Raw genomic sequence first — 25,285 nt, 5'->3', positions numbered from 1 at the left:
GCCTTAGCGACGCCAGCCGGGCATGCCCGGCGGCACCGGGCGGACCGACGAGATCTTGTCGTCCATGTTGATCACGCTGGTATCGGGCATGGATCGGTCGACTATCTCGCAGCGGCCGTCGAAATCATCATCCTTGCAGACCTGCCACACGCCGCCCAGCACGCGGATCGACGAGACCTTGTCGTCCATGTCCTTGTGGCTGAGCTTGCGCACCTCGTGATCGGTGAAATAGCTGCGGCCCTGGAAGCCGGGCTTGGTGAACAGCACGATCGCCGGCGGGCGGCCGGGGCCATTGCCGTCCCGGTCGTGGTGCCTGGCCAGTGTCGGCGTGGCGAGCAGCGCCAGTGTCGCGGCCGCGATGATCCGTGTCTTCATGGTCCCCTCCCTGTATCCCGCTGCACATTGCGCCTGCGTTTCGATGCTGGCAAGCGGACGCACGAAGGAGACGGCGATGCGCGCGATCGGTTGGGCGGCGATGGTGATGCTGGCGGGCGCGGCGCCGCTTCGGGCCGAACCGCCGGAGGCGAAGTGCCTCGTCCCCTCGCACGTCTGGGACAAGGCCGAGCCGATCACCGCCGTCCGTGCGGTTTCCGGCGTGCCGGTGGTGCGGCCCGGCGGCCCTGTCATGGTGAAGCTGATCGATGCGGCGAAGGTGCGTTTCGCAGTGCCGCTCGGCAAGCCGGTGGCCGAAGGCGACAAGGGCGGGCTGGTCATCCTCAAGATCAGGGCGGCCGGCACCTATCGCATCGCGCTCCAGCACAAGGCGTGGATCGACGTGATGCGCGACGACAAGGCCGTAGAATCGGTGGCACATGCTCATGGCGCGCCCTGCTCGGGTATCGCGAAGCAGGTCGATTTCACGCTGCCGAGTGGCGTCTACACGCTGCAGCTTTCGGCCGCCGCCGACGACACGATCGGCGTGCAGGTGACCAAGCAGCCCTGAGCCGTCTGGCGCGCGCGAAACGGAACGGCTAGGGAACATCGATGGCCGAACCAGACCGCCTCATCGCCGCCGAGCGCAAGCCCGAGGATCTCGACGCCGCGCTGCGCCCGAAGACGCTCGACGACTTCGTTGGCCAGAAGGCGGCGCGCGAGAATCTCCGCGTGTTCATCGGCGCTGCCAAATCGCGCGGCGAGGCGATGGACCATGTGCTGTTCTTCGGCCCCCCCGGCCTCGGCAAGACGACGCTCGCCCAGATCGTCGCGCGTGAACTGGGCGTGGGTTTCCGCGCCACCTCCGGCCCGGTGATCGCCAAGTCGGGCGATCTCGCGGCGCTGCTCACCAATCTGGAGGAGGGCGACGTCCTCTTCATCGACGAGATCCACCGCCTCGCCCCCGCCGTCGAGGAGGTGCTGTATCCGGCGATGGAGGATCGCGTGCTCGATCTGATGATCGGCGAGGGGCCGTCGGCGCGGTCGGTCAGGATCGAGCTGCCACGCTTCACGCTGGTCGGCGCGACGACGCGGCAGGGGCTGCTGACGACGCCGCTGCGCGATCGCTTCGGCATCCCGATCCGCCTGCAATTCTACACGGTGGACGAGCTGGAGCATGTCGTCTCGCGCGCGGCGCGGTTGATGGCGATGGACCTCGCGGCGGATGGTGCCACCGAGGTCGCGCGCCGATCGCGCGGGACCCCGCGCATCGCCGGTCGCCTGCTGCGCCGGGTGCGGGACTTCGCGCACATGGCGGGCGATCTCACCGTCGACAAGAAGGTCGCCGATGCCGCCCTCACCCGGCTGGAGGTGGATGGCCTCGGCCTCGATGCGATGGACCGGCGCTACCTCCACATGATCGCCGACATCTATCGCGGCGGCCCGGTCGGCGTGGAGACGATCGCCGCCGGTCTCTCCGAGCCGCGCGACACGGTGGAGGAGGTGATCGAGCCCTACCTCATCCAGCTCGGCCTGCTCGCCCGCACGGCGCGCGGGCGGTGCCTGACAGGGCGGGCGTGGACTCACCTCGGCCTGCCGATGCCGGCAGGCGCGCAGGAGGGGCTGTTCGACGGTACTGGAACCTAAACTGCCGTTCGCCCCGAGCGTAGTCGAGGGACGCTGCGCTTGGGGCACGTACCTCGACTACGCTCGGTACGAACGGATTTTACAGGTTCAGGCCGCATTCCGCTTCGCAAAGATCGACGCCAGCGCCACCGCGCCGAGGATGAACCCCGCCGCCAGCGCGACCATCCCGTGCGGCACGTTCTTGAGGAAGATGCGGTCGATCAGGAAGGTGGCGACCAGCAGGTTGCCGCACCCCCACAGCACATTCTCCAGCGCCGGGGATTTGCCGACACCGCGAGGGCGTGCCCAGGGCGTGTAGAAGGCCTCGCCCTGCAGCCCCTTCAGCAGATGCGGCAGCGCGTTGCACAGAAACATGCCGGCGAAGAACAGGCCGAGATAGGCCATCGCACCCTCCTCAATCCTCCAGCGCGAACAGCGCCTCCACCGGCCGGCCTAGCACGCGGGCGAGGCGCAGCGCGAGGATCGTCGAGGGGACGAACACGCCATTCTCCACCGTGTTGATCGTCTTGCGGCTGACGCCCGCGCGATCGGCCAGTTCGGCCTGCGTCCAGCCGAGTTCGGCGCGTGCGTCCTTCAGGCTGTTGGAGAGGCCTTCAGGCATCGCGCATCGCGAGACGCTCCTGCGCCGCGAAGGAGATCAGCGCCGAGGATATGCCAGCCGTCACCACGATCATCGCCACCTCGCGCGCATTCACATCGACGAAACGGACGAGGATCGACATCACCAGCGCCACGCCCATGCCGACGAAGAACCCGATCGACAAGGCCCGTGCCCGGTGCGCGCGCGTGCTCTCGTCCTCGGCCATGGCGCGGGCGATCGGCGGGCATAGCCAGCCGCCGACGCCGGTCAGGTTGAGCAGCAGCAGGGCCGCCCAGGCAACCCATATGATCGTGAAATCGATCGATCCCCGCATCGGGAAATCCGCCCACGAGATGGCGATGAACAGGAAGGCGGACGCGAAGAAGAGATTGGCGCGGCGACGGCTCATCCATTCCGCGCGGGCGACGTCGGACTGCGACATGGCGGTTCCCCTGTAACCTATGGGTTACCTGTAACCTTGAGGTGACACGGGAGTCAAGCGTTGCGCAGGCCGGGCGCTTCGCTCATTTGTCCGGCATGGAAACCACCATCACCGCCGACGAGGAACGCCAGCGCCACGCCGATCTCATCGCCGCCGAGGGCAAGGCACTCGCCCTGCTCGATGCGATCGAGGAACTCGGCCTGATCGCGCCCGGCCGCACCGAGCGCGAGGTGGAGCAGGACATCCTGCGCCTCGCTGCCGATCGTTTCGGGGTGGAGAAGCACTGGCACAAGCGCATCGTCCGCGCGGGGCTGAACACGCTCGCCACCGCAGGCGACAACCCCAAGGGGCGCACGATCGGGGAGGACGACATGGTGTTCCTCGATCTCGGCCCGGTGTTCGAGGCGTGGGAGGCCGATGTCGGGCGCAGCTATGCGGTCGGGCCGGATCCGCTGAAGCACAGGCTGGTCGCGGATCTGCCGATCCAGTTCGAGGGGGTGAAGGCCCATGCTTCGGCGAATCCGGGGATCACCGGTGCCGAGCTCTACGATTTTGCCGTGCGATCGGCGGAGGCGGCGGGCTGGCGCTTCGGTGGCGAGATTGCGGGCCATCTTGTCGGCGAATTTCCCCACGCGCGCTGGCCGGGCGAGAAGAGGCTCGGCCATATCCGCCCCGAAAACCCGACGCCGCTGAACGGGCCGGACGCCTTCGGCCGCCGCCGGCACTGGATTCTGGAGATCCATCTCGTCGCGCCCGATGGCAGCTTCGGCGGCTTCTACGAGCGCCTGCTCGATGGCGCGTGACGTGCGCGGACTTGGCGCATCTGCGACGAACCGTTATTGCCCGCGCTGTCATGGTTAACGACGAAACCGAGGATCGGCCGAGGAGCGGGCGCTTCGTGGGCAGCGAGCACCGCTTCCCGTGCCGTGTCTATTTCGAGGACACCGATCTGTCCGGCGTCGTCTACCACGCCAATTACCTGCGCTTCATGGAGCGCGCCCGGTCCGACATGCTGCGCGCCGCCGGGATCGACCAGCGCGGCGCGTTCGAGAGCGGCGAGGGGGTGTATGCGATCACCAACCTCGCCATTCGCTACCGCGCGCCGGCCAGGCTTGACGACGATCTGCTGATTGTTTCGCGGGTGATGGATACGAAGGCCGTTTCCTGCGTCATTCAGCAACGAGTCATGCGGGGCGGGGTGTTGGTCGCCGAAGCGGATGTCACCGCCGCCTTCCTCTCGCCCGAGGGGAAGCCGAGGCGGCAGCCGCAACCTTGGCTCGAAGCGTTTCGCCGCCTGCAAGGGGAAGAAGAAACCGTATGAATGCACATCTGGCGACCGACGCCGCGACCATGTCGCCGCTCGCCCTCTTCCTCCAGGCCGACATTGTCGTGAAGATCGTGATGGTCGGCCTGCTGGCCGCCTCGGTGTGGACCTGGGCGATCATCATCGGCCACGGCGGCCGACTGAAGAGCATCGCGCGCCGTTCCGCCAAGTTCGAGAAGGATTTCTGGGCGGCCGAGGATATCGACAATTTCTACACGGCGAACCGCAACAGCGATCTGCCGTCGGCCAAGGTGCTGGGCGCGGGCGTCACCGAATGGCGCCGTTCCACCTCGGGCAAGAAGATCGACCGTGAGGGCACGCGCGAGCGCCTGACCACGATGATGGCGGCGACCATCGCGGCCGAGGTCGATCGCCTGTCGGACCGGCTCAACATCCTCGCGACGATCGGTTCGGTCGGGCCGTTCGTCGGCCTGTTCGGCACGGTGTGGGGCATCATGCGCAGCTTCACCTCGATCGCGGCGCAGCAGAACACCTCGCTCGGCGTGGTCGCGCCGGGCATCGCGGAGGCGTTGTTCGCCACCGCGCTGGGCCTGTTCGCGGCCATCCCGGCGGTCATCGCGTACAACCGCCTGAGCCACGGCATCAACACGCTGGAGGCGCGGCTCCACCGCTTCGCGGACGGCTTCCACGCCACCCTCTCGCGCGAGCTGGAGTCCGAATAAGTGGCGATGGGTGTAGGCCCCCGGCGCGGCCATGGCGGCCGGCGCACGCCGATGGCGGAGATCAACGTTACGCCGCTGGTCGACGTGATGCTGGTGCTGCTGATCATCTTCATGATCACCGCGCCGCTCCTCATGACCGGCGTGCCGATCAATCTGCCGGACAGCCGGGCCAAGGCGCTGGAGCAGCCCAAGAAGCCGACCCAGATCAGCATCGATCCGGCGGGCCAGGTCTATGTCGACGACGATCTCGTCTCCGACGCCGAGCTGCCCCAGCGGCTGCAGACCATCGCCGAACAGTCGGCGGGCGCGCCCGAGCCGCAGCAGGTGTTCCTGCGCGCCGATCGCACGCTGCAGTTCGAGAAGGTGATGCAGGTGATGGGCGAGCTGAACCGCGCCGGCCTCAACAAGATCTCGATCGTCTCCACCGCGCAGGGGGAGCGCGAGTAAGCGATGGAACGCGCCGAACGGATTGGTCTCGGCGTCGCGCTGGCGGGGCATGTCGCCCTGCTGGTGCTGCTGTCGCTCAGCCTGTCGCTGGCGAAGATCCCCAAGTCGCAGCTGTCCGATCCGATGGATGTGCAGTTCGTCGACAAGGTGGGCCTGACGTCCGCCGCGCCCAAGGTCAGCCAGGAGGCGCCGGCCCCGTCGGTTGCGCCGGAGAAGGGCGCGCCGGAGGACAGCAACCCGCCGCCGCCCAAGGCCGAGCCGGTGCCCGAGCCGAAGCCGCAGCCCAAGCCGGTGCCGCCCAGGCCGACGCCCGCTCCGCCGAAGCCTCAGCCCAAGCCGGAACCCAAACCCGAACCGAAGCCGGTGCCCAAGCCGACGCCGGCCAAGCCGGACAAGGCCAAGCCGGAGAAGCAGCAGGCGAAGCCCGCGCCCGCAAAGGCCAAGCCCGCACCCGCCAAGCCGGAGAAGAAATCCGGCCTGTCGTCGGACTTCCTGAAGGATCTGCCGCAGGACAAGCCGGGCAACGCCAAGCCCAAGGGATCCCGGCTCGGCGCCGATTTCCTGAAGGGCCTGTCGCCCAGCAAGGCGCCCGGCAAGGCCAGCGCGCCGCGCGCCGCGGCGATCTCGGCCCAGTCGATGAGCGGGCTGATCGCGCTGATCGCCGCCAAGGTGAAGCCCTGCTACAATCCGCCCGCCGGCGGCGCGGACAGCGGGCAGATCGTGACTCTGCTTTCAATCCGCATGAACAAGGACGGCTCGGTCGCGAGCGTCACGCCGGGCGCGCAGAGCGGGGTTAACGGGTCTAATTCCGCTTATGCGCGCCAGATGGCGGACGCGGCGGTGCGCGCCGTGCGCCGATGCTCGCCGATCACCGGCTTGCCGCCCGAACTTTACGACGGCGGCTGGAGCGATTTCGATTTCCGGTTCCGCCCGGACCAGATGCAGTGAGGAGGGAGTGTTGATGAAAGCCCGGCTGATGATGGGCGCAGTCGCCCTGTTGGCATCTACCGCCGTTTCGGCGCAGGTGCCCGCGACGCAGGCTGCCCCCGGTGCTGGCCCGCAGCCCGGCCAGCGTCTCGTCGTCGACATCAACGGCGGCCTGTCGCAGCCGATGCCGATCGCGATTCCCGCGATGCCGACGCCGGCGGCCGTCCACACCGCTGCGGGCGATACCGCGGCACTCGGCCAGCAGGTCGCGCAGATCGTCACCAACGATCTGCAGGGTTCGGGCCTGTTCAAGCCGGTCTCGGCCTCCCATCCGGTGAGCTACCCGCAGGTGACCGCACCCGAATATGATTACTGGACGACGACCGGCGCCTCGGCGCTGGTGCAGGGCTTCGTGCAGGCGAACGGCGACGGCACCGTCACCGTCGGCTGCTACCTCTACGACGTCTACCAGAAGCAGGAGCTGACCCGGCAGGGCTTCGTGCTGAAGCCCGCCGACTGGCGGCGCGGCGCGCACAAATGCGCCGATACCGTCTACACGCGCCTGACCGGTGAAGGCCCCTATTTCGACAGCCGCGTGGTCTATGTGTCGGAAAGCGGCCCGAAGAACCGCCGTATCAAGCGCCTCGCCATCATGGATCAGGACGGTGCCAACCATCATTTCCTGACCAACGGCCAGACGATCGTGCTGACCCCGCGTTACTCGCCGAACCAGCAGGAAATCGTCTACATGAGCTACACGGGCAACCGCCCGCGCATCTACACCTACAATATCGGTTCCGGTTCGCAGAAGCTGGTGGTCGATGCTCCGAACATGACGCTCTCGCCGCGTTTCTCGCCGGACGGGCGTTCGATCGTCTATTCGATGTCGGTCGGCGGCAACACGCAGATCTATCGCGTGTCGGCGAACGGCGGGTCTCCGACGCGACTCACCAACGCGCCCGGCATCAACACCGCACCCTGCTATTCGCCCGACGGCAGCAAGATCGTGTTCGAGAGCGATCGCTCGGGCGGGCAGCAGATTTACGTGATGAATGCGGACGGATCCAACCAGCACCGCATCAGCTTCGGCGCCGGCCGCCACGCCACCCCGGTGTGGAGCCCGCGCGGCGATCTGATCGCCTTCACCAAGATCGGCGGCGGCTTCGACGTCGGCGTGATGGCGCCCGACGGCAGCGGCGAGAAGATCCTGACCCATGGTTGGCAGGACGAGGGGCCAAGCTGGTCCCCCAACGGCCGCGTGATCATGTTCTTCCGTACCGGCCAGGGATCCGGCAAGGCGGATCTGTGGTCTGTGGACCTGACCGGCACCAACGAGAGGCGGATTCCGACGCCGCTCGACGGATCCGATCCGGCATGGTCGCCGTTGCTGCCGTAACGAATTTTGCGCTCGGGGGTTGACTCGGACTGGTTAACATTACCAGCCTGTAATGAAGGACGACGGGGGCAGCCGTTGAGGAAAAGAGGAGACGACATGATCAAGACCAGAACTGCCGCCCGGACGGCAACCATAGTGACCGTCGCCGCGATGATCGCGCTGGCCGGTTGCGCCAAGAAGAAGCCGGCCGAGCTGCCGCCGCCTCCGGGCCCCGCCGGCCCCGCCGGTGACAATGGCGCGTCGACCGGCCCGGTCGGCACCGGCATCGTGCCCGGCTCGCGTGCGGACTTCCTCCAGCAGGTCGGCACCGACACCGTCCACTTCGACACCGATCATTCGGACGTCGATTCCGAGGCGCAGGGCATCCTCACCGCGCAGGCCAAGTGGCTGGTCGCGCACCCGAACGTGCGCGTCACGATCGAGGGCCATTGCGATGAGCGCGGCACCCGCGAATACAATCTCGCGCTCGGTGATCGCCGTGCGACGGCGGCCAAGAACTTCCTCGCCAGCGCGGGCGTGTCGCCCGATCGCATGAGCACGATCAGCTACGGCAAGGAGCGTCCGGTCGCGATGGGTTCGGACGAGAGCGCCTGGGCGCAGAACCGCCGCGCCGTGACGGTGGTGCCGCAGTAACACTCAATACCTCCCCGAGACGGGGAGGGGGACCCGCCGTAGGCTGGTGGAGGGGCCGCCGTCGCGAGACGGCGGTCTTTTCTTTTCGTGCGCTGCGCCTACCCCTCCACCACCCTGCGGGTGGTCCCCCTCCCCATCTAGTGATGGGGAGGACTTTCTATTTGTACCTTGGCTTCAGGTTCACGCGCCCGGCGAAGGCGTCGTCGAGCATCTTCGCCAGCCTGACCCCGCCCTTCAGCACCTGCTCGCGCAACACCGGCACCAGCTTCTGGATGTCCGCCTCGTCCAGCCCCGCATCGGCGGGCGACGTCGCCGGGCAGGCCGGGGCGTGAGTCGCGGTCGGGTAGACGACGTCGTGCGCGACGGTCCAACTTTCCTTCGCCCAATCCGTCACGCTGCCCTGCGCCATCAGCGCGCGGCTCTCGCGCGTCGTGCCGGAGAGCAGCCCCTTCGCACCACCCGGCGGCGTCGAGATCGCGCGATCGGCGAGCAGCCCGTCCCACACCGAATGCAGATTGGTATGCGGCATCGCGCCGTAATGGACCTTGAGCCGGTTGCCGCCCTGATCGCCGTCGCGTTCCGAGGCGTGGAGCGGTTGGTGCAGATCGCCGACGAAATGGACGAGGAAGATCAGCGCCATCAGCCGCTCGCGCGGGTTGAGCTTGGGGTTGGCGAGCAGCCGCTGGTTGCGCTCGATCTGGCTGATCACGCAATTGCCGCCCGCGCACGGCCCCTTCGGATCAAACGGCTTGCACACGTCGATATCGACGAAATGCCAGTTGTAGGCATAGCTGAACCGGTCGCCGAGCGTCTTCACGCAATCGGGCCACACCGACGCGTCCTCGATGGTGCGGGCGGGGCAGGTCGGCGTGTCGAGCAGCTTCGACTGGCGCAGCAGCCGGTCGATCCCCGCACGGGTCTGCGGCGTCACCTCCAGCCAGGCGATCGCGGCGACCGTCTGGTGGCCATATTCCCACCAGGCGGCGGCGGGTGAGGCGGAGAGGAACAGCGCGGCAAGCGCGGCGAGCAACAGGCGGATGCGAATCATGCGCGCGCCCTAGCGCGAAGGCGCGTCAGAAGCATTGCCGAACCGACATATCAGCCCTCGTCTCCGAAGATCGCCACCTGCGCGGCTCGGTCGTGGCCGATCCGGCCGCGATACATGCCCGGCGTGTTGAACGCCCAGCGCGCCTCACCCTGCGGGGTGACGGCGATGAAGCCGCCCTTGCCGCCGATCCGGCCCAGCTCGGCGATCAGGTCCTGCTCGACGATCGACAGCTCGTCGCCGCACAGCCGCAGTCGTGCGCACAGTTCGTGAGCGAGGCCGAGACGAATGAAATGCTCGCCCGATCCGGTGCAGCTGATCGCGGCGGCGCGATCGTCGGCATAGGTGCCGGCGCCGATCAGCGGCGAATCGCCGATCCGGCCCCAGCGCTTGGCGGTGAGCCCGCCGGTCGAGGTGGCGGCGGCGACATGGCCGGCCTCGTCCACCGCCACCGCGCCGACCGTGCCATATTTCATCCCCGAATCGAACGCGCCTTCGGGCCGCGCCTTCATCTCGTCGAGCTGGCGGCGACGTTCGGGGATGGCGAACCAGTCCTGCGCCGCCTGCTCCAGCCCGTGCTCCTTCGAGAAGGCGTCGGCCCCCGCGGCGGAGAGCAGCACGTGCGCGCTGTTCGCCATCACCTCGCGGGCGAGGCTGACCGGGTGGCGGGTCGCGGTGACGCCCGCCACCGCGCCGGCATTGCGGTCGCTGCCGTCCATGATCGCAGCGTCGCACTCGATCCGGCCGTCCCAGGTGAAGACCGATCCGCGCCCCGCGTTGAAGGCGGGATCATCCTCCAGCACCTTCACCGCCGCTTCCACCGCATCGAGGGCGGAGCCGCCATCGCGCAGCACCGCGCCGCCCGCCTCCAGTGCCGCCGACAGCCCCGCGCGGCCCGCTTGCTCGTCCGCCTCGCTCAACTGGCCGCGTTGCATCGAGCCCGCGCCGCCATGGATCATCAGGGTCCAGCCCACTCGCACTCTCCCATTCGCAATCCCGCCGTCATTGCGAGGAGCGCAGCGACGAAGCAATCCATCGACGCCGCGCTGGTGGCCGTGGATTGCCTCGCTTCGCTCGCAATGACGGCGGGATGGATCGTCCCATGAGCAAAAGGTAAGCCTCCGGAGCGCTTACTTTTGCCACATCGAGCGCCTATAGAGGCAGGCGAAGCAACCGCGAAGGCTTGAGTATGTCCGTTCGTCCGTGGCGCGATATCCATCGGCGCCAGAGCCGCCAGATCATGGTCGGCAACGTTCCCGTCGGCGGGGACGCCCCCGTCACCGTCCAGACCATGACCAACACGCTGACCACCGACGTGAAGGCGACGATCGACCAGATCCGCCGCTGCGAGGAGGCCGGCGCCGACATCATCCGCGTGTCCTGCCCCGACGAGGAATCGACGGCGGCGCTCAAGCAGATCGTCCGCGCCGCGCGCGTGCCGATCGTCGCGGATATCCATTTCCACTACAAGCGTGCGCTCGAAGCCGCCGATGCCGGCGCCGCCTGCCTGCGCATCAACCCCGGCAACATCGGCTCCGCCGCCCGCGTGCAGGAGGTGGTGAACGCCGCCAAGGCCAACAATTGCGCGATCCGCATCGGCGTCAACGCCGGGTCGCTCGAGAAGGATCTCCTCGAAAAGTACGGCGAGCCGTGCCCGGAGGCGCTGGTCGAATCCGCGCTCGATCACATCAAGCTGCTGCAGGACGCCGATTTCCACGAATATAAGGTCGCGGTGAAGGCGTCCGACGTGTTCCTCGCCGTCGCCGCCTACCAGCAGCTTTCCGAAGCGGTCGATTGCCCGCTGCACCTCGGCATCACCGAGGCCGGCGGCCTGATCGGCGGCACGGTGAAGTCGGCGATCGGCATGGGCTCGCTGCTCTGGTACGGGATCGGCGACACGATCCGCGTCTCGCTCTCGGCCGAGCCGGAGGAAGAGGTGCGCGTCGGCTACGAGATCCTGAAGTCGCTCGGCATCCGCACGCGGGGCGTGCGCGTCGTCTCCTGCCCGTCCTGCGCGCGGCAGGGCTTCGACGTGATCCGCACCGTCGAGAAGCTGGAGGAGCGGCTGAAGCACATCTCGACCCCGCTCTCGCTTTCGGTGCTGGGCTGCGTCGTCAATGGCCCCGGCGAGGCGCGCGAGACCGACATCGGCGTCACCGGCGGCGGTAACGGCAAGCACATGATCTATCTCTCCGGCGTCACCGATCACACGATCGCCGACGAGGATATGGTCGATCACGTCGTCAAGCTGGTCGAGGCCAAGGCGGCCGAGTTGGAAGCGCACAAGGCGGCAGCGGAACAGGCGGTCGCGGCGGAGTGATCGCCGGCCTGTTGCTGGGGCTGGTGGCGGTCGGACCGGAGGCGCCCGAGGTGCGTCGCCACCAGACGATCTTCGTCGGCCACGACGCGACCCACAAGGGCTGCGTGCCGCAGGTCAACGGTGTCGACACCGGCGACATCGCGACAGAGGCCGGGCAGGACGCGCTGGTCGCGGCCCTGCCCGACAAGGGGATCGCGCTGCACCTCATCGGCAAGGCGGGCGGCGAGATCTCCTACGACTGCATGGCGGATATCGTGAAGACGCTCCGCCATGCCGGTTTCTACGGGACGATCGGCGCGATTTCGCAGGTGCCTTAGGCCACCGTCTTCGCGCCGATACCGTCCAGCTCCGCCAGCGCGTCGACCGGAAGCTCCAGCCCGCCCGCCGCGATATTCTCGCGCAAATGGCCGACCGACGAGGTGCCGGGGATCAGCAGGATGTTGGGCGCGCGGTGGAGCAGCCAGGCGAGTGCCACCTGCATCGGCTTCGCCCCCAGCCGCTCCGCCACCGCGGACAGCGCATCGGACTGGAGTGGGCTGAACCCGCCGAGCGGGAAATAGGGCACGTAGGCGATGCCGTCCTTCGCCAGATCGTCGATCATCGCCTCATCCTCGCGGTGGGCGAGGTTGTAGAGGTTCTGCACGCACACCACCGGCGCGATGCCGCGCGCCTCGGCAAGCTGGGTCGGGGTGATCGTGCTGACGCCGAGGTGGCGGATCAGCCCCTGCTCGCGCAGCTTCGCCAGAGCCTCGAACTGCGGGGCGATCGTTCCTTCCGCCGGGCCATGGCCCTCGGGATCGCCCATGGCGCGGAAGTTGACCACGTCGAGCACGTCGAGGCCGAGATTGCGCAGGTTATCGTGCACCGCGCTTTCCAGCTCGGCGGGCGACTGGGCCGGGTTCCACGACGCATCCTCTCCGCGCTTGGCGCCGACCTTGGTGACGATCGTCAGGCCGTCGCGGTAGGGATGCAGCGCTTCCCTGATCAGCCTGTTGGTGACGTGCGGGCCGTAGAAATCGCTGGTGTCGATATGGTCGATGCCGCTCTCCACCGCCGCGCGCAGCACGGCGATCGCCGCGTCATGATCCCTGGGCGGGCCGAACACGCCGGGGCCGGCAAGCTGCATCGCGCCGTAGCCGAGGCGGTTCACAGTGCGATCACCGAGCCGGAAGGTGCCGGCGCGCGTCACGTCGGGATGGGACATGAGAGGTCTCCTTGATGGGGTGGCGCCAAGATAGTGGCGGTTCTGGCGCGCGATAATCCGATCAAATTCGCACGGGCTGTACGGTTGAGCGGACAGTGATGCGGGGCCTTCCCTTGTAGGATTGCGCCTGTCAGGGTCTCGTCTGATCGATCGGGTGGCGATCGAACGGCACTCAGGAGTTCGTTTTTTGCTCTCACAGCTGTCAATGTTGTCAATTTCACCGGCGGCCGCCCGATGAGCCTCGCCATCCGTGCCGCCGCGCCCGGCGACGAGGCCGATATCCTGCGCATGGTGCGCGCGCTCGCCGATTTCGAGCGGGAGCCGGACGCCGTGATCGCCACCGAGGCGATGCTCACCGAGAACCTGTTCGGGGGAGGCGCGCAGGTCCATGCCCATATCGCCGAGCGCGACGGACGAGCGGTGGGTCTGGCGCTCTGGTTCCTCAATTACTCGACCTGGACGGGGCGACCGGGTCTCTATCTGGAAGATCTGTTCGTCGATCCGAGCGAGCGCAAATCGGGCGTGGCACGCGCGCTGATGGTCGCGCTCGCCGAGGAGGCGCTGGCGCGAGGCTGCGCGAGGATGGACTGGGCGGTGCTCGACTGGAACACCGAAGCGATGAAATTCTACGAGCGGATCGGCGCGAAACGCAACGAGGGCTGGCAGCCGTGGCGGATCGAAGGCGAGGGGATCGAGCGGCTCGCGTTAACGGGGAAGTGACCGCCGCCGGTTAAGTTCTCTCCCGTTCGTCCCGAGCGTGGTCGAGGGACGCGGGCGCAACGTGTCTCGACTTCGCTCGACACGAACGGATTGGGACGCAAGGGGTGATGATCGACCGCATCTTCCGCAAGGGCCGCGAAACGCTGCACCTGCGCGCCGCACGCGCGGTGCTGGCGACGCCGCCGATCGTGCCGACGGCCGACCGGGTGGTGATCTTCTCGATGATCGGCACGCGGGTGCTGCTGCCCTATCTGGTCGCGGTGAAGTCGCTGCACGCGCGGCTCAGGATCGGCCGGATCGCGATCCTTGACGACGGATCGCTCACGCAGGCCGACAAGGCGGTGTTGGCGCATCACCTGGGCGATCCCGAGATCCGCTCGATCCGCGATGTCGATACCGGCCGCTGCCCGCAGGGCGGCACCTGGGAGCGGCTGCTGACGTTGCTTGATCTGCGCGCCGACGATTTCGTGATCCAGCTCGATTCGGACACGGTGACGGTGGGCGACGTGCCCGAGGTGCTGGCGGCGATCGAAGGCAATCACAGCTTCACCCTGCTCGGCGATCCCGAGACGGACGGTGTCGGCGCGCTGCCGCTGCCGGAGTTCGTGGCGCATCGCTATCCGCAAGGCGCGCCGGCGGGGCGCCTCCATATCCAGACCGCGATCGAGACCAGCTTTGCCGCCTATCCCGACGCCGCCGCTTATCGCTACGTACGCGGCTGCTCGGGCTTCACCGGCTTCGCGCGGGGCGGGCCTTCGGGGCGCCCGGAGGCGGAGGCCTTCTCGCTGGCCGGCGAGGACCTGGTCGGCAAGCAGCGCTGGACCGAGTGGGGCACCGAGCAGGTCGCCTCCAGCTTCCTGCTCGCCAACGAGCCGGGGATGCGGCCGCTGCCCTATCGCCGCTACCTCAATTACTGGAACGAGGCGCCGAATCCGGACGCCCGCTTCCTCCATTTCGTCGGCACGCATCGTTATTCGACCGACGAATATCGCCGCCGTTCGACCGAGCAGGTCCGTTTGCTGAGGGCCTAGCCGCCGCCCAGCGTGTTGATCGTGAAGGCCAGCACGCCGAGGTTGAAGATGAAGGCGGCGAAGCAGTGGAAGGTGGCGACGATGCGCACCGGCGTCGTCGTCATCTCGACGTCGGATGTCTGGAAGGTCATGCCGAGCGTCAGGCTGAAATAGACGAAGTCCCAGTAATTGGGCTCCTTCGTACTCGGAAAATCGAGCCCGCCGGTATCCTCGCAGCCTTCGTCGCCGGCCTCCTGGCTGTAGAACATGTGGGCGTAGTGCAGCGCATAGACGATGTTCGAGAACAGCCAGCTCAGCACCAGAGTGACGATGATCAGCGCGATCGCCAGCGGCTTGGGCGCGTCCTTCTCGATCAGTTCCGATCCGACCGCGACCAGCACCACCAGCATGACCGCGCCGGTGATCGCCAGCAGCACCGCGCGATTGGCGTCGTTGCGCTCGGCATGGATGCGCATTTCCTTAGCGTGCGGCGTGGTGAGCAGCGGCCAGAGCGAGACGAGGAAGATCATCGCCGCGACGTCGAACGCTGCCATCGCGCCCTGTCGCCAGCCCAGCAGCGGCTGGAGGATCGGCAGCCCCGCGACCAGGATGAGCACGAAGGCGATGAAGCGCGGTGGCGCGATGCGCCGGCCGAGATGGAGCGAGAGAGCCATGTCGGCGAGCATAGCGCCGGCCGCCCCGCCGTCTCGTGAATTCTTCGTCAGCCCTTCCCGCGCGAACGGGAAGGGCTGACGGGTATCGTCACTTCGGCGCGAGCAGCTTGTCCAGTCCGGTCTCGCCCTTGCCGACCTTCTCCAGCGTCGGATAGCGCAGGCCGCCGCGCCAGGTGATCGCGACGTCGCGATACTGGTCGGCCTGCTTGATCAGAAGGTGGATCGGCTTGCCATCGGCCTTGGCGGCGGTGATCGCGCTGGTGAGCAGATCCTTGTCATAGTCGCGGCCGTTGACCGCGAGCAGCTTGGAGCCGACCGTCACGCCCGCGTCGAAAGCGGGACTGCCCCAGAATACGCCGCTGATCGCGCCCTTGCTGTCGCCGCTGCTGATCGTGAGGCCGATCGAGTAGCTCAGATCGACGATCTTGCGACCTTTCTCGCGCTGCTTCCACCAGCTCGTCGGTGTGTCCTGATACACCAGCTTGTACCCGCCGCGCGTGATCCAATCGAGCGGGAACTTGGCGCCCGGCTGGTTGATCCGCTCGTTGAGGAAGGTGGCCCAGTCATAGGGCATCACCTTGTTGAGCGTATCGACCACGTCCTGGAACCTGTAGGTCAGCACGCCCCAGTCGCGATCACGCACGCCGAAGAAGGCGCGGGCGAAATCGTCGAGCGACTTCTTGCCGCCGGTCTTCTCGCGGATCAGCTGATCCGCATCGAGCCACACCAGCTTGCCGGCCTCGTAATAATCCTCCGACCACTGGAAGCTCGTCCAGCCCTTCGGCCGGCGCTGCGCGATGATCGGATCGTTGGTGGTGTCCTCGACCGAGCGCCAGTCCTTGGCCGGGCTGTTCTGGTAGTAGGCCGCGGTCGCCGCCAGCGAATCGAGGATTTCCTGCTTGGTGCCGAGGCCCGATCGCGCCTGGAGCACGTAGCCCCAGAACTGCGTCTGTCCCTCATAGACCCAGAGCAGCGTGTCCTGCATCGGAGTGCGGTAATCCGGCGTCCAGAGGTCCGCCGGGCGGCGGAACTTGCCGTCCCAGCTGTGGGTGAACTCGTGCGCCAGCAGATTGCGATCAGGCGCCTGGTTGGCCCAGTCGGTGAAATAATCGGCGCCGGTGCCGTCTTCCGACGAGCGATGATGCTCCAGCCCCTCGCCGCCGAGATTGTCGGAGAGGGTGAAGAGGAAATCGTAATGGTCGTAATGCTGCGCGCCGAACAGCTTGATCGCCTGTTCGACCAGCTTCCTGTGCGGGGCGAGCTGCTCGGGCGTGGCGACCAGCTGGTCGGGCCGGTCGGCCGCGATGTCGAGCTTCACGCCGGGGGCGAGATCGTGGCTCACCATGTTGCGGCCGGCGATGGTCGGTGAATCGACCAGCGTCTCGAAATCGACCGTCGGATAGGTGACGGTGTCGCCGGACAGGCCCGGCGCCAGCGCCGTCGCCGACTTCCAGCCCTTGGGATATTGCACGCTCGCGGAGAATGGGATCTGGCGAACGAAATAGCCGGCCGGGTAAAAGGCCACGCAATCCCATTGCAGGCTCAGCATGTCGGGCGTGGCGACGACGCGGCCCTGATCGGACTTGGTCGGCGACAGATACTGGAAGGTGGCGGTCACCGCCTTCGCATCGGCCGGCAGATCGAGATGGAAGGCGTAGACGTCCACCGTGTCGCGCACCCAGGGGATGGTCTTGCCGTCGACGCTGAAGGCGATCCCGGCGATCTTGCTGATCTGGCCGGTCGCGCTGTGGTTGCCGGGCAGCCATTTCGGGAAGAGCAGGGTGAGCTTGCCGCCCTGCGCGACCGGGATCACTTCCTTCACCGAGAAGATGCCGCGCGTCACGTCGGTCGCATCGACCGCGAGCTGGATCGTGCCGCCCGGATAGGGCGTGTCCTGCGGCGCCGGGATCGTGTCGGTGATGGTGACCGGTTGGGGCAGGCTGTTGCCGGCGGGCTGCGGGCCGGCGTGCGCGGCACCGGCGATCAGCGCCAGGGGCGCCACGCCCAGCGCGAGGCGGGACAGGGAAAACATGAAAGCGACGACTCCGCTACAGAACGAAGTCAGCCTTTTTGCGCGCTCCGATACGATCGTCCAGAGCGCGCAATTTTATTTCAAATATTTCAGAGCGCCTTCGCGCCGGCGTCGGTGCCGGTCTCGGCCTTCTTCCTCTTGGCGAGTTCGATAGCCTCGACGATCACCTGGCGCGCTTCCTCGGCGTCGCCCCAGGTGCCGATGCGCACCCACTTCTTGGCTTCCAGATCCTTGTAGTGGGTGAAGAAATGCTCGATCTGCTGCATGATGATCTCAGGCAGATCGCCCTTCTCGCCGACGTCGTTATAGTAAGGGAAGGTCTTCTCGTCGGGCACGGTGATCAGCTTCTCGTCGCCGCCGGCCTCATCCTCCAGCCGCAGCACCGCGATCGGGCGGACGCGCACCACCGAGCCGGGTACGAAGGGCGAGCGCGCGATCACCAGCGCGTCGAGCGGATCGCCGTCCGGCGAGAGGGTGTGCGGCACGAAGCCGTAGTTCGCCGGGTAGCGCATCGGCGTGTGCAGGATGCGATCGACGAAGAGCGCGCCCGACTTCTTGTCGAACTCGTACTTCACCGGCTCGCCGCCCACCGGCACCTCGATGATGACGTTGAGCTCGTGCGGCGGATTGGCCCCGACGGGGATGAGATCGATGTTCATAGCGTGGCCGCGAATAGCGGTTCGGATATGTCATCCACAAGCGTCTTATTGTGCAATTGCGAATGATATTTTCCGTTTGAAGGAATTAGGTTAGGAGGCCGCCCCCATGGCACGCCCTGAAACCCCCAAGCCCATCCGAGGAACGCAGGATCTTTTCGGGGAGTCCGCGCGGCGACATCATGCGGTCGTCGAAGCGTTCGAGCGGGTGCGCCGTCTTTACGGCTTCCAGCAGGTCCAGATCCCGATCTTCGAGGCGACTGCCGTCTTCGCCCGCTCGATCGGCGAGACCACCGACGTCGTCTCCAAGGAGATGTATACGTTCGAGGATCGCGGCGGGGATTCGCTGACGCTGCGCCCGGAATTCACCGCCGGCCTGTGCCGCGCCTATCTGACCGAGGGCTGGCAGCAGTTCGCGCCGCTCAAGCTCGCGACGCACGGCCCGGTGTTCCGCTACGAGCGGCCGCAGAAGGGGCGCTACCGCCAGTTCCACCAGATCGACGCCGAGGTGATCGGCGCGGCGGAGCCGGCGGCGGACGTCGAGCTGCTGGTGCTCGCCGACCAGCTTCTGAAGGAACTGGGCATCGCGGACGGCGTGACGCTCCAGCTCAACACGCTGGGCGATTCCGAAACGCGCGATGCGTGGCGGCAGGCGCTGGTGGCCCATTTCGAGGGGCATCGCGGCGATCTTTCCGAGGATAGCCAGACGCGCCTCGACAAGAACCCGCTGCGCATCCTCGATTCGAAGGACCCGAGGGACCGCCCGATCGCGGACGCCGCGCCGGGGATCGACGATCATATGTCTTCCGAGGCGGGCGCCTTCTTCGAGGCGGTGACCAAGGGGCTGGACGCGGCGGGCGTGGCGTGGACGCGCAACGCGCGGCTGGTGCGCGGCCTCGATTATTACCGCCACACCGCCTTCGAGTTCGTGACCGACCGGCTCGGCGCGCAGGGCACGGTGCTGGGCGGCGGCCGCTATGACGGGCTGATCGAGACGCTCGGTGGCCCGCATACGCCGGCGGTCGGCTGGGCGGCCGGCATCGAGCGGCTGGGGATGCTGCTGGAAGAGCCGGCGGCTGAGGCGATCGAAGCCGTCATGGTCCCGATGGGCGAAGCGGCCGAGGCGGTTGCGCTTGGCCTCGTTGCGAAGCTGCGTCGCAGCGGCGTCGCAACCGACATGGCCTTCAAGGGCAATATGAAGAAGCGGATGGCGAAGGCATCCGCTTCTGGTGCGACCTACGCGCTCATTCTCGGCGATAACGAGCTGTCCGAGGGCAAGATCATCGTTCGCAATCTGGTGGAGGGTCAGCAGGCAACAGCCTCTATCGAATCCATTGGATCGATGCCTCTGTCGCTGCTTTGGCAAATCCCGACTGGCAGCGCTTCGTCGACCGGGGCTCAGTATATCGCGGAAATACTCAAAGGCGGACCGGGCGCCGCATGACCTCCATCTCCGCCGAACGCATTGCCCAGATCGAGGGCCGGCGCGATGAGCTGCAGGCGTCGATGGCGCGCGCCGATCTGCCGCCCGAGCAGTTCGTCCAGCTCTCCAAGGATTATGCCGAGATCGAGCCGGTCGCGCGTGCGGCGGCCGAGGTGCGGCGGCTGCGCGCCGAGCTCGCGGTGCTCACCGGCATGGGCGAGGATCCCGATCCCGAGATCCGCGCGATGGCGGCCGAAGAGATCGAGGCGATCAAGGATCGCTTGCCTGCCGCCGAGCGCCACCTCGCCATCTCGCTGCTGCCCAAGGATGCCGCCGACGAGCGCTCCGCCATCCTCGAAATCCGCGCCGGCACCGGCGGCGACGAGGCGGCTTTGTTCGCGGGTGACCTGTTCCGGATGTACCAGCGCTATGCCGATACGCAGGGCTGGCGGGTCGAATTGATGTCCGCCAATGCCGCCGAGATGGGTGGCTACAAGGAGGTCGTCGCTTCCGTCACCGGCCAGGGCGTGTTCGCGCGGCTCAAGTTCGAGAGCGGCGTCCACCGCGTCCAGCGCGTGCCCGTCACCGAGAGCGGCGGGCGCATCCACACCTCCGCCGCCACCGTCGCCGTCCTGCCCGAGGCGGAGGAGGTGGATGTGAAGATCGATGAGGCCAGGGATCTGCGCATCGACATCTATCGCTCGTCGGGGCCGGGCGGCCAGTCGGTCAACACCACCGACAGCGCGGTGCGGATCGTCCATATCCCGAGCGGCCTCGTCGTGATCCAGCAGGACGAGAAGAGCCAGCACAAGAACAAGGCCAAGGCGCTAAAGGTGCTGCGCGCGCGGCTCTACGAGCGCGAGCGCGAGCGGCTGGCGAACGAGCGGGCGGGATCGCGCAAGGCGATGGTGGGATCGGGCGACCGCTCCGAGCGCATCCGCACCTACAATTTCCCGCAGGGTCGCGTGACCGATCATCGGATCAACCTGACGCTCCACCGCCTGCCGGAGATCCTGCAGGGCCAGATGGACGAGCTGATCGGCGCGCTGATCGCCGAGGACGAGGCGGGAAGGCTCGCCGCGCTGGACGATGTCGCCGCCTGAGACCATCGGGGCGGCGATCCGGGCGGCGGCTACGCGCTTGGCCGAAACCTCCGAGACACCGAGGCTCGATGCCGAGCTGCTGATGGCGGAGGCGCTGGGGGTGACGCGGGAAGCGATGATCCTTGCGGGTCTGGGCCAGCCCATCCCCCCGTTCGTCCTGAGCGTAGTCGAAGGACAGGCTGCAAGCGCGGCGCCCGCTGCCCGCACTTCGACTACGCTCAGTGCGAACGGATCGTTTGAAGTCCTGTTGGAGCGCCGCATGTCCGGCGAACCCATCGCCTACATCCTCGGGCATCGCGATTTCTGGACGATCCGGCTGAAGGTGGCCCCCGGAGTCCTCATCCCGCGCCCCGACAGTGAGACGCTGATCGAGGTGGCCGTCGCTCACTTCGCCGGTTCATCCGGGCCGAAACGCATCCTCGATCTCGGTACCGGCTCCGGCGCGCTGCTGCTCGCCGCGCTGGCCGAGTGGCCCGAGGCTACCGGCGTCGGCATCGACCGCTCGCCCCAGGCGCTCGCCATTGCTCAGGCCAATGCCGAGGCGCTGGGTATGGCCGGCCGCGCCCAAATCATCGAAGGCGACTGGTCCGGCACAGGCGAGGCGTTCGATCTGATCCTCTGCAACCCGCCCTATATCGGCACCGCCGAGCCGCTCGCCCGCGACGTGATCGAGCATGAGCCGCATTCGGCTCTCTTCGCCGGCGCGGACGGCCTCGACGATTATCGCGCGATAGCCCCGCTGCTGCCCGCCCAGCTAGCGCCCGGCGGCGTTGCCTGCATCGAGATCGGCGCGACGCAAGGCGCGGCCGTCGCCTCGTTAATCGCGTCGCAAGGGCTGGTGGTGCAAATCCGCCACGACCTTGCCGGCCTCGATCGCTGTATCGTGGCAACGCGGCGATAAGACGCATATTTGACTTGGTTTTGCCGTTTGGGCGCACTACATAGCGATCAGGAACGGGGGCCATTCAGCATCGGAACGCGAGTTTCCAACGCTGTAGCCCCATGCCGAAACCGATGGCCTGTTGCTCCCGCTGGGCGGGGGTGGCGACGCGGATCGGGCGCGCCTCTCGGGGTGTGTCCTGTCGCTGGCGCCGGCCATGGATCGGACGCAGGAATCGCCGGGATGGCCCGGATGATGACGCCGGAATTGCACCGGCAGGAGTGGTGACTTTCAAGGCCACAAGAACGAGGACTCTCAGACGTTGATCAACAATCGGCAGAACGGCCGTCGCCGTGGCCGTGGTGGCGGCGGTCCGCAGCAGATGCGGGGCCCCAACAACGGTGGCGACAGGGGTAACCGGATCGACAACCGGGCGCGTGGCAATGCCGCCCAGCTCCTTGAGAAATACAAGAATCTCGCGCGTGACGCCCAGACCCAGGGCGACCGGGTGATGACCGAATATTATCACCAGTTCGCGGATCATTATTTCCGTGTGCTGGCGGAATCCCGGTCGCGCTTCGAGGATCAGAACCAGCATCAGCAGCAGCGTCGTCAGCGCTTCGACAACGAAGACTTCGACGGCGAGGGCGATGAGGGCGAAGGCACCGACGACGGCGCCGAGACCGAAGCGCGCGAGCACCAGCCCGAGCAGCAGGATCGCCAGTTCCGCCGTGACCGTGGCGATCGCGAGGATCGCGGCAACCGTCGTGACGATCGGGAAGATCGCGGCAATCGCCGTGAGCGCCGCGACTATCGCGAGCCGGTCGCCGCTGCGCCGGTGGAGCAGGCGCCGGCTGCCGAGGTCGCTCCCGCTCCTGTCGCTGCCGAGGAAGACGCGCCCAAGCCGCGCCGTGGCCGCCCCCGCAAGGTGAAGGCGGAAGACTCGGCCGAAGCACCGCAGCGGATCGAGGTCGATCGCCTGCCGCCGTCCTTCTCGGCGTCTGCCGGGGATGCGGCGAATGGCCAGGCCGAGGACGAGGCCGCCGAGCCTGCGCCGCGCAAGCGCCGCACCCGTCGCACCGCATCGGAAGCCGACGTTGCCGCCTGATCGGTATCGCCGGATCTGAACGAGAGGGCGTCGCTCCAATGGGGCGGCGCCCTTTCGTCGTTCAGCGCCGCTCGTCGAAGGGGTCGTCCACCTGCTCGTCATGGCCGCTGCCGTGCGACAGGAAGATCAGGCTCATCAACCCGGTGCCGACCAGCACCGTCAGGAACACGCCGAGCGCGGTGGCGATCACGACCTGCGCCGTCATCGGGGTGCCGCCGTCCCGCAGATAGGCCAGCGCGCCGATCACGCAGGCGATTCCCAGCAGCGTCATCCAGCGCATGATCGTGCGGAAACGCGCCCAGGCGTGCGGGTTGGCGATCGACGAACGCGGGGCGGGATCGTGGCGCGGCATGGCTTTCCATTGGACCGCGAAAGTGGGATGATCAACCGGGCCGGCGCAAAGGGCCGGCTTCGCCAACGAGAATGAGAGGAGCCGGCATGACGATCGCGGCGATACTCCAGAACAAGGGTGCGGAGATCATCTCCGTCGGCCCCGATCAGCGCGTCGGGGAAGTTGTGAAACTGCTGGCCGACCGGCGCATCGGCGCGGTGCCGGTGATCGCCGGCGGGCGGGTGGAGGGGATCTTCTCCGAACGTGACGTGATCTACCGGCTGGCGCAGGAAGGGCCGGCGGCGCTCGATCGCCGCGTGTCCGAGGTGATGACCTCGCCGGCGCTGACCGTCGAGAAAAGCACCCCGATCATGTCGGCACTGGCGCTGATGACGAAGCGGCGCATCCGCCATCTGCCGGTGGTGGAGGGCGGCGCGGTGGTCGGCCTCGTCTCGATCGGCGATCTGGTGAAGCTGCGCATCGATCGCATCGAGGCCGATGCCGAGGCGATGCGCCTCTACATCGCCGGCAATTAGGCGGCGGCCGGCTTGCCCCGGCCGCGCACCATCGCCAGCGCCTGACGCACGATATCGCGCGCGAAGAGCAGGACGAAGCCGGCATAGGCAACGACGCCCACCGGTACGAGGCTCGCCAGCCGCAGAGGCGCGGCCATCGGTGGGAGCAGGTGATCGATCCCGGTCACAACCGCGCCCATCGCCAGCGCGGCGGCGAGCGGCGGCAGAACCGCCTGGCCGAGCCGCGCCCAGCTCAGCCCCAGCACCGGGAGCGACAGGCTGGAGGAGAGCAGCACCAGCAGCGGCATCGACACCACCCACGCCGCCGCCATGCCGATCGGCCCGTAGCCGACGCCGACCGCGAAGGCGACCGGCAGCACCGCCGCGCCCGCCGCCGAGGTGATCGCCGCGATCTTGGGCTTGCCCAGCGCGTTGGTGGCGGGCGGGTAGAGGACATGGAGCGTCGTGAACGGCATCGCGAAGGCGAGCAGCCGCACCAGTGGCACCGCCTCCGCCCATTTCGGCCCCATCACCGTCAGCACCAGCGGCTCGGCGGTCGCCGCCAGCCCGATGAAGCAGGGCATCGCCGCGACCATGATGATCGAGAGCGCCTTGGCGAAGCTCCAGGCGACGGAGCTGCGATCCGACTGCATCCGCGCATAGGCCGGGAAGGCGACCTCGTTCAGCGCCGGCACGAACTTGTTGATGAACAGCTGGGTGAGGAACAGTCCCTCCGAATAGAGGCCGAGCATGTGGGCGTCGAAACGGCGGCCCGCGATGAAGGTATCGGCCTGGTTCTGCACGAACCACAGCACGTCACTCACCAATACCATGCCGCCATAGCCGAACATCGCACCGGCTCCCGCGAGCGCGAAGCGCGGGCGGATCCACCAGTGGCCGAGCGTCTGCAGCAGGATCGCGCGCGTCCAGAACATCACGATCGGCGCGATGACCAGAGTCCACACGCCGAACCCGGCAAGTGCACAGACCGGCCCCGCGATCGCGCCCGACAATGCGGCGGCGAGGTTGGCGCGTGCCTGCGTACGGAAATCGATGTTCCGGCTGAGCAGCGCCTGCGGCACGACGATGAAGGGTGTTGTCAGGTGCAGCAGGCACTGGACCCGCAGCATCAGGGTCAGTGCCGGCTGGTGGAAATAGGCTGCGGCGAGCGGGGCCATCAGGAACTGTACGGCCGCCATGCCGAAGTTCATCATGATGAGCATGCCGAACACCTGGCTGGCCCGGCGCGTGTCGAGCTGTTCGGCCTGCACCAGTGAAGATGCGAAGCTGTAGCCATTGAGGAGTTGCGCGAGGCCGATCACCACCTGGGTCATCGCGAACAGGCCATAGTCGCCTGGCGTCAGCAGGCGCAGGACCAGGAAGGTCGATCCCCACATGACAAGCTGGCCGATCATCTGGCTGCCCGACCGCCAAATGACCGCGCTGCGGATTCGCGCGGTCATTTCGCCGCCCGATTCCGCCGATTCCTGCCCTTCACGAATCGCCGACACCCGATTCTCCACGCTCTGCATGGTGGGTCTATGCCCGCGCAGGGGTTAAGAAAGCCCGGTTTCCGGGCACTTTCGATAAAAGCGCAACAAAATTGCAAAACGCGGTTGACGGGGGGAGCGACCGCCCATAGATAGCCCCTCGTCAACGGCGCTTCGCCAACAGCGAAACGCGGTTCACCGCTACATCGGCAGCCACACTGCCCCGACCGAAAGGGAGGGACAAGAGGTTGTCGGCGCAGCGGTTTGATCTTTCTCATTGTTGGTTGGATGAAGGGACATGCGGGCGGCGGCTCGGCGTGTAG

30 protein-coding genes are annotated in these 25,285 nt (G+C 67.3%); 18 read left to right on the top strand and 12 right to left on the bottom strand.

What is annotated here, in order from left to right; genetic code table 11:
- Window positions 1-3: 3 nt before the first annotated feature.
- Window positions 4-375 (bottom strand): beta/gamma crystallin-related protein, encoded by a 372-nt coding sequence (locus tag QGN17_RS20180; protein WP_281046404.1) that lies wholly within the window; start codon window positions 373-375, stop codon window positions 4-6.
- Between the two features lie 76 nt (window positions 376-451).
- On the opposite strand from QGN17_RS20180, the gene QGN17_RS20175 reads away from it, so the two are divergent.
- Both QGN17_RS20175 and ruvB read left to right on the top strand, forming a co-directional pair.
- On the top strand, window positions 452-943 hold the full coding sequence (locus QGN17_RS20175) for a hypothetical protein (protein WP_281046402.1): 492 nt from the start codon (window positions 452-454) through the stop codon (window positions 941-943).
- 41 nt (window positions 944-984) lie between these two features.
- Entirely contained in the window at window positions 985-2,019 is a 1,035-nt protein-coding gene (gene ruvB, locus QGN17_RS20170; RefSeq protein ID WP_281046401.1) for a Holliday junction branch migration DNA helicase RuvB, read from the top strand.
- An 87-nt stretch (window positions 2,020-2,106) separates the two neighbouring features.
- Here the strand turns inward: ruvB and QGN17_RS20165 are convergent, their stop codons facing one another.
- Genes QGN17_RS20165 through QGN17_RS20155 form a run of 3 tightly spaced genes read right to left on the bottom strand, consistent with a single transcriptional unit; the run spans window position 2,107 to window position 3,041 of the window.
- The gene (locus QGN17_RS20165; RefSeq protein WP_281046400.1) at window positions 2,107-2,403 is read right to left on the bottom strand and encodes a hypothetical protein; all 297 of its coding nucleotides are present in this window, start codon (window positions 2,401-2,403) and stop codon (window positions 2,107-2,109) included.
- A gap of 10 nt (window positions 2,404-2,413) precedes the next feature.
- On the bottom strand, window positions 2,414-2,620 hold the full coding sequence (locus QGN17_RS20160) for a helix-turn-helix transcriptional regulator (protein ID WP_281046399.1): 207 nt from the start codon (window positions 2,618-2,620) through the stop codon (window positions 2,414-2,416).
- A complete protein-coding gene (locus QGN17_RS20155; protein WP_281046398.1) occupies window positions 2,613-3,041 on the bottom strand; it encodes a hypothetical protein in 429 nt (142 codons plus the stop codon). Before QGN17_RS20155 ends, QGN17_RS20160 begins: the two co-directional genes overlap by 8 nt.
- Before the next feature lie 95 nt (window positions 3,042-3,136).
- Between QGN17_RS20155 and QGN17_RS20150 the strand changes: the two genes are divergently transcribed.
- The 7 genes from QGN17_RS20150 to pal all read left to right on the top strand — a co-directional run bounded on the left by QGN17_RS20150 (window position 3,137) and on the right by pal (window position 8,451).
- Window positions 3,137-3,844 carry a M24 family metallopeptidase gene (locus tag QGN17_RS20150; RefSeq protein WP_281046397.1) on the top strand — a complete coding sequence of 236 codons (708 nt, stop codon included), beginning with the start codon at window positions 3,137-3,139 and terminating at the stop codon, window positions 3,842-3,844.
- Between the two features lie 50 nt (window positions 3,845-3,894).
- Entirely contained in the window at window positions 3,895-4,362 is a 468-nt protein-coding gene (locus QGN17_RS20145) for a YbgC/FadM family acyl-CoA thioesterase (protein ID WP_281046396.1), read from the top strand.
- Entirely contained in the window at window positions 4,359-5,048 is a 690-nt protein-coding gene (tolQ, locus tag QGN17_RS20140; protein ID WP_281046395.1) for a protein TolQ, read from the top strand. The genes QGN17_RS20145 and tolQ overlap by 4 nt, the downstream gene beginning before the upstream one ends.
- Window positions 5,049-5,495, top strand: a complete 447-nt coding sequence (locus QGN17_RS20135; RefSeq protein ID WP_390902722.1) for an ExbD/TolR family protein — start codon at window positions 5,049-5,051, stop codon at window positions 5,493-5,495.
- Between the two features lie 3 nt (window positions 5,496-5,498).
- The gene (locus QGN17_RS20130; RefSeq protein WP_281046393.1) at window positions 5,499-6,443 is read left to right on the top strand and encodes a cell envelope biogenesis protein TolA; all 945 of its coding nucleotides are present in this window, start codon (window positions 5,499-5,501) and stop codon (window positions 6,441-6,443) included.
- Window positions 6,444-6,474: 31 nt separating this feature from the next.
- Window positions 6,475-7,818, top strand: coding sequence for a Tol-Pal system beta propeller repeat protein TolB (gene tolB, locus QGN17_RS20125; protein WP_390902725.1), 1,344 nt, complete (start codon window positions 6,475-6,477; stop codon window positions 7,816-7,818).
- A gap of 96 nt (window positions 7,819-7,914) precedes the next feature.
- On the top strand, window positions 7,915-8,451 hold the full coding sequence (gene pal / locus QGN17_RS20120) for a peptidoglycan-associated lipoprotein Pal (protein ID WP_281046391.1): 537 nt from the start codon (window positions 7,915-7,917) through the stop codon (window positions 8,449-8,451).
- 157 nt (window positions 8,452-8,608) lie between these two features.
- On the opposite strand, the gene QGN17_RS20115 is transcribed toward pal, so the two are convergent.
- Both QGN17_RS20115 and QGN17_RS20110 read right to left on the bottom strand, forming a co-directional pair.
- Window positions 8,609-9,499 (bottom strand): S1/P1 nuclease, encoded by an 891-nt coding sequence (locus QGN17_RS20115; protein WP_281046390.1) that lies wholly within the window; start codon window positions 9,497-9,499, stop codon window positions 8,609-8,611.
- A 50-nt stretch (window positions 9,500-9,549) separates the two neighbouring features.
- Window positions 9,550-10,470: an isoaspartyl peptidase/L-asparaginase family protein gene (locus QGN17_RS20110; RefSeq protein WP_281046389.1), complete on the bottom strand. Its 921-nt coding sequence runs from the start codon at window positions 10,468-10,470 to the stop codon at window positions 9,550-9,552.
- Window positions 10,471-10,685: 215 nt separating this feature from the next.
- On the opposite strand from QGN17_RS20110, the gene ispG reads away from it, so the two are divergent.
- Together ispG and QGN17_RS20100 are read left to right on the top strand one after the other, a co-directional pair.
- Window positions 10,686-11,816, top strand: coding sequence for a flavodoxin-dependent (E)-4-hydroxy-3-methylbut-2-enyl-diphosphate synthase (gene ispG, locus QGN17_RS20105; RefSeq protein WP_022692875.1), 1,131 nt, complete (start codon window positions 10,686-10,688; stop codon window positions 11,814-11,816).
- Window positions 11,813-12,133 carry a hypothetical protein gene (locus tag QGN17_RS20100; RefSeq protein WP_281046388.1) on the top strand — a complete coding sequence of 107 codons (321 nt, stop codon included), beginning with the start codon at window positions 11,813-11,815 and terminating at the stop codon, window positions 12,131-12,133. Before ispG ends, QGN17_RS20100 begins: the two co-directional genes overlap by 4 nt.
- Here QGN17_RS20100 and QGN17_RS20095 read toward each other — a convergent pair.
- Window positions 12,130-13,020: an aldo/keto reductase family oxidoreductase gene (locus QGN17_RS20095; RefSeq protein ID WP_281046386.1), complete on the bottom strand. Its 891-nt coding sequence runs from the start codon at window positions 13,018-13,020 to the stop codon at window positions 12,130-12,132. The genes QGN17_RS20100 and QGN17_RS20095 overlap by 4 nt on opposite strands.
- Before the next feature lie 234 nt (window positions 13,021-13,254).
- On the opposite strand from QGN17_RS20095, the gene QGN17_RS20090 reads away from it, so the two are divergent.
- Both QGN17_RS20090 and QGN17_RS20085 read left to right on the top strand, forming a co-directional pair.
- Complete coding sequence (locus tag QGN17_RS20090) at window positions 13,255-13,740, top strand: GNAT family N-acetyltransferase (protein ID WP_281046385.1); 486 nt, start codon at window positions 13,255-13,257, stop codon at window positions 13,738-13,740.
- A gap of 107 nt (window positions 13,741-13,847) precedes the next feature.
- Complete coding sequence (locus QGN17_RS20085) at window positions 13,848-14,771, top strand: hypothetical protein (protein WP_281046384.1); 924 nt, start codon at window positions 13,848-13,850, stop codon at window positions 14,769-14,771.
- On the opposite strand, the gene QGN17_RS20080 is transcribed toward QGN17_RS20085, so the two are convergent.
- From QGN17_RS20080 to ppa, 3 genes are all read right to left on the bottom strand, one after another.
- On the bottom strand, window positions 14,768-15,424 hold the full coding sequence (locus QGN17_RS20080; protein ID WP_281046383.1) for a DUF1345 domain-containing protein: 657 nt from the start codon (window positions 15,422-15,424) through the stop codon (window positions 14,768-14,770). The genes QGN17_RS20085 and QGN17_RS20080 overlap by 4 nt on opposite strands.
- A gap of 88 nt (window positions 15,425-15,512) precedes the next feature.
- Window positions 15,513-17,456 (bottom strand): M61 family metallopeptidase, encoded by a 1,944-nt coding sequence (locus QGN17_RS20075; protein ID WP_281046382.1) that lies wholly within the window; start codon window positions 17,454-17,456, stop codon window positions 15,513-15,515.
- Window positions 17,457-17,545: 89 nt separating this feature from the next.
- A complete protein-coding gene (gene ppa / locus QGN17_RS20070) occupies window positions 17,546-18,115 on the bottom strand; it encodes an inorganic diphosphatase (RefSeq protein ID WP_281046381.1) in 570 nt (189 codons plus the stop codon).
- Window positions 18,116-18,221: 106 nt separating this feature from the next.
- Between ppa and hisS the strand changes: the two genes are divergently transcribed.
- The 4 genes from hisS to QGN17_RS20050 all read left to right on the top strand — a co-directional run bounded on the left by hisS (window position 18,222) and on the right by QGN17_RS20050 (window position 22,626).
- Window positions 18,222-19,556, top strand: a complete 1,335-nt coding sequence (gene hisS / locus QGN17_RS20065) for a histidine--tRNA ligase (RefSeq protein WP_281046380.1) — start codon at window positions 18,222-18,224, stop codon at window positions 19,554-19,556.
- Window positions 19,553-20,638 carry a peptide chain release factor 1 gene (gene prfA, locus QGN17_RS20060; RefSeq protein ID WP_281046379.1) on the top strand — a complete coding sequence of 362 codons (1,086 nt, stop codon included), beginning with the start codon at window positions 19,553-19,555 and terminating at the stop codon, window positions 20,636-20,638. The genes hisS and prfA overlap by 4 nt, the downstream gene beginning before the upstream one ends.
- Window positions 20,625-21,539 carry a peptide chain release factor N(5)-glutamine methyltransferase gene (prmC, locus tag QGN17_RS20055; RefSeq protein WP_281046378.1) on the top strand — a complete coding sequence of 305 codons (915 nt, stop codon included), beginning with the start codon at window positions 20,625-20,627 and terminating at the stop codon, window positions 21,537-21,539. The genes prfA and prmC overlap by 14 nt, the downstream gene beginning before the upstream one ends.
- Before the next feature lie 361 nt (window positions 21,540-21,900).
- Window positions 21,901-22,626 carry a DUF4167 domain-containing protein gene (locus tag QGN17_RS20050; protein ID WP_390902724.1) on the top strand — a complete coding sequence of 242 codons (726 nt, stop codon included), beginning with the start codon at window positions 21,901-21,903 and terminating at the stop codon, window positions 22,624-22,626.
- A gap of 61 nt (window positions 22,627-22,687) precedes the next feature.
- Here the strand turns inward: QGN17_RS20050 and QGN17_RS20045 are convergent, their stop codons facing one another.
- Entirely contained in the window at window positions 22,688-22,978 is a 291-nt protein-coding gene (locus tag QGN17_RS20045; protein WP_281046376.1) for a hypothetical protein, read from the bottom strand.
- An 86-nt stretch (window positions 22,979-23,064) separates the two neighbouring features.
- Between QGN17_RS20045 and QGN17_RS20040 the strand changes: the two genes are divergently transcribed.
- A complete protein-coding gene (locus tag QGN17_RS20040) occupies window positions 23,065-23,493 on the top strand; it encodes a CBS domain-containing protein (protein ID WP_281046375.1) in 429 nt (142 codons plus the stop codon).
- Here QGN17_RS20040 and QGN17_RS20035 read toward each other — a convergent pair.
- Window positions 23,490-24,983, bottom strand: coding sequence for a lipopolysaccharide biosynthesis protein (locus tag QGN17_RS20035; RefSeq protein ID WP_281046374.1), 1,494 nt, complete (start codon window positions 24,981-24,983; stop codon window positions 23,490-23,492). The genes QGN17_RS20040 and QGN17_RS20035 overlap by 4 nt on opposite strands.
- Window positions 24,984-25,285: the final 302 nt, after the last annotated feature.

Source organism: Sphingomonas oryzagri, from assembly GCF_029906645.1.
GTDB lineage: Bacteria > Pseudomonadota > Alphaproteobacteria > Sphingomonadales > Sphingomonadaceae > Solisphingomonas > Solisphingomonas oryzagri.
This window is presented reverse-complemented; position numbering and strand designations above follow the sequence as displayed.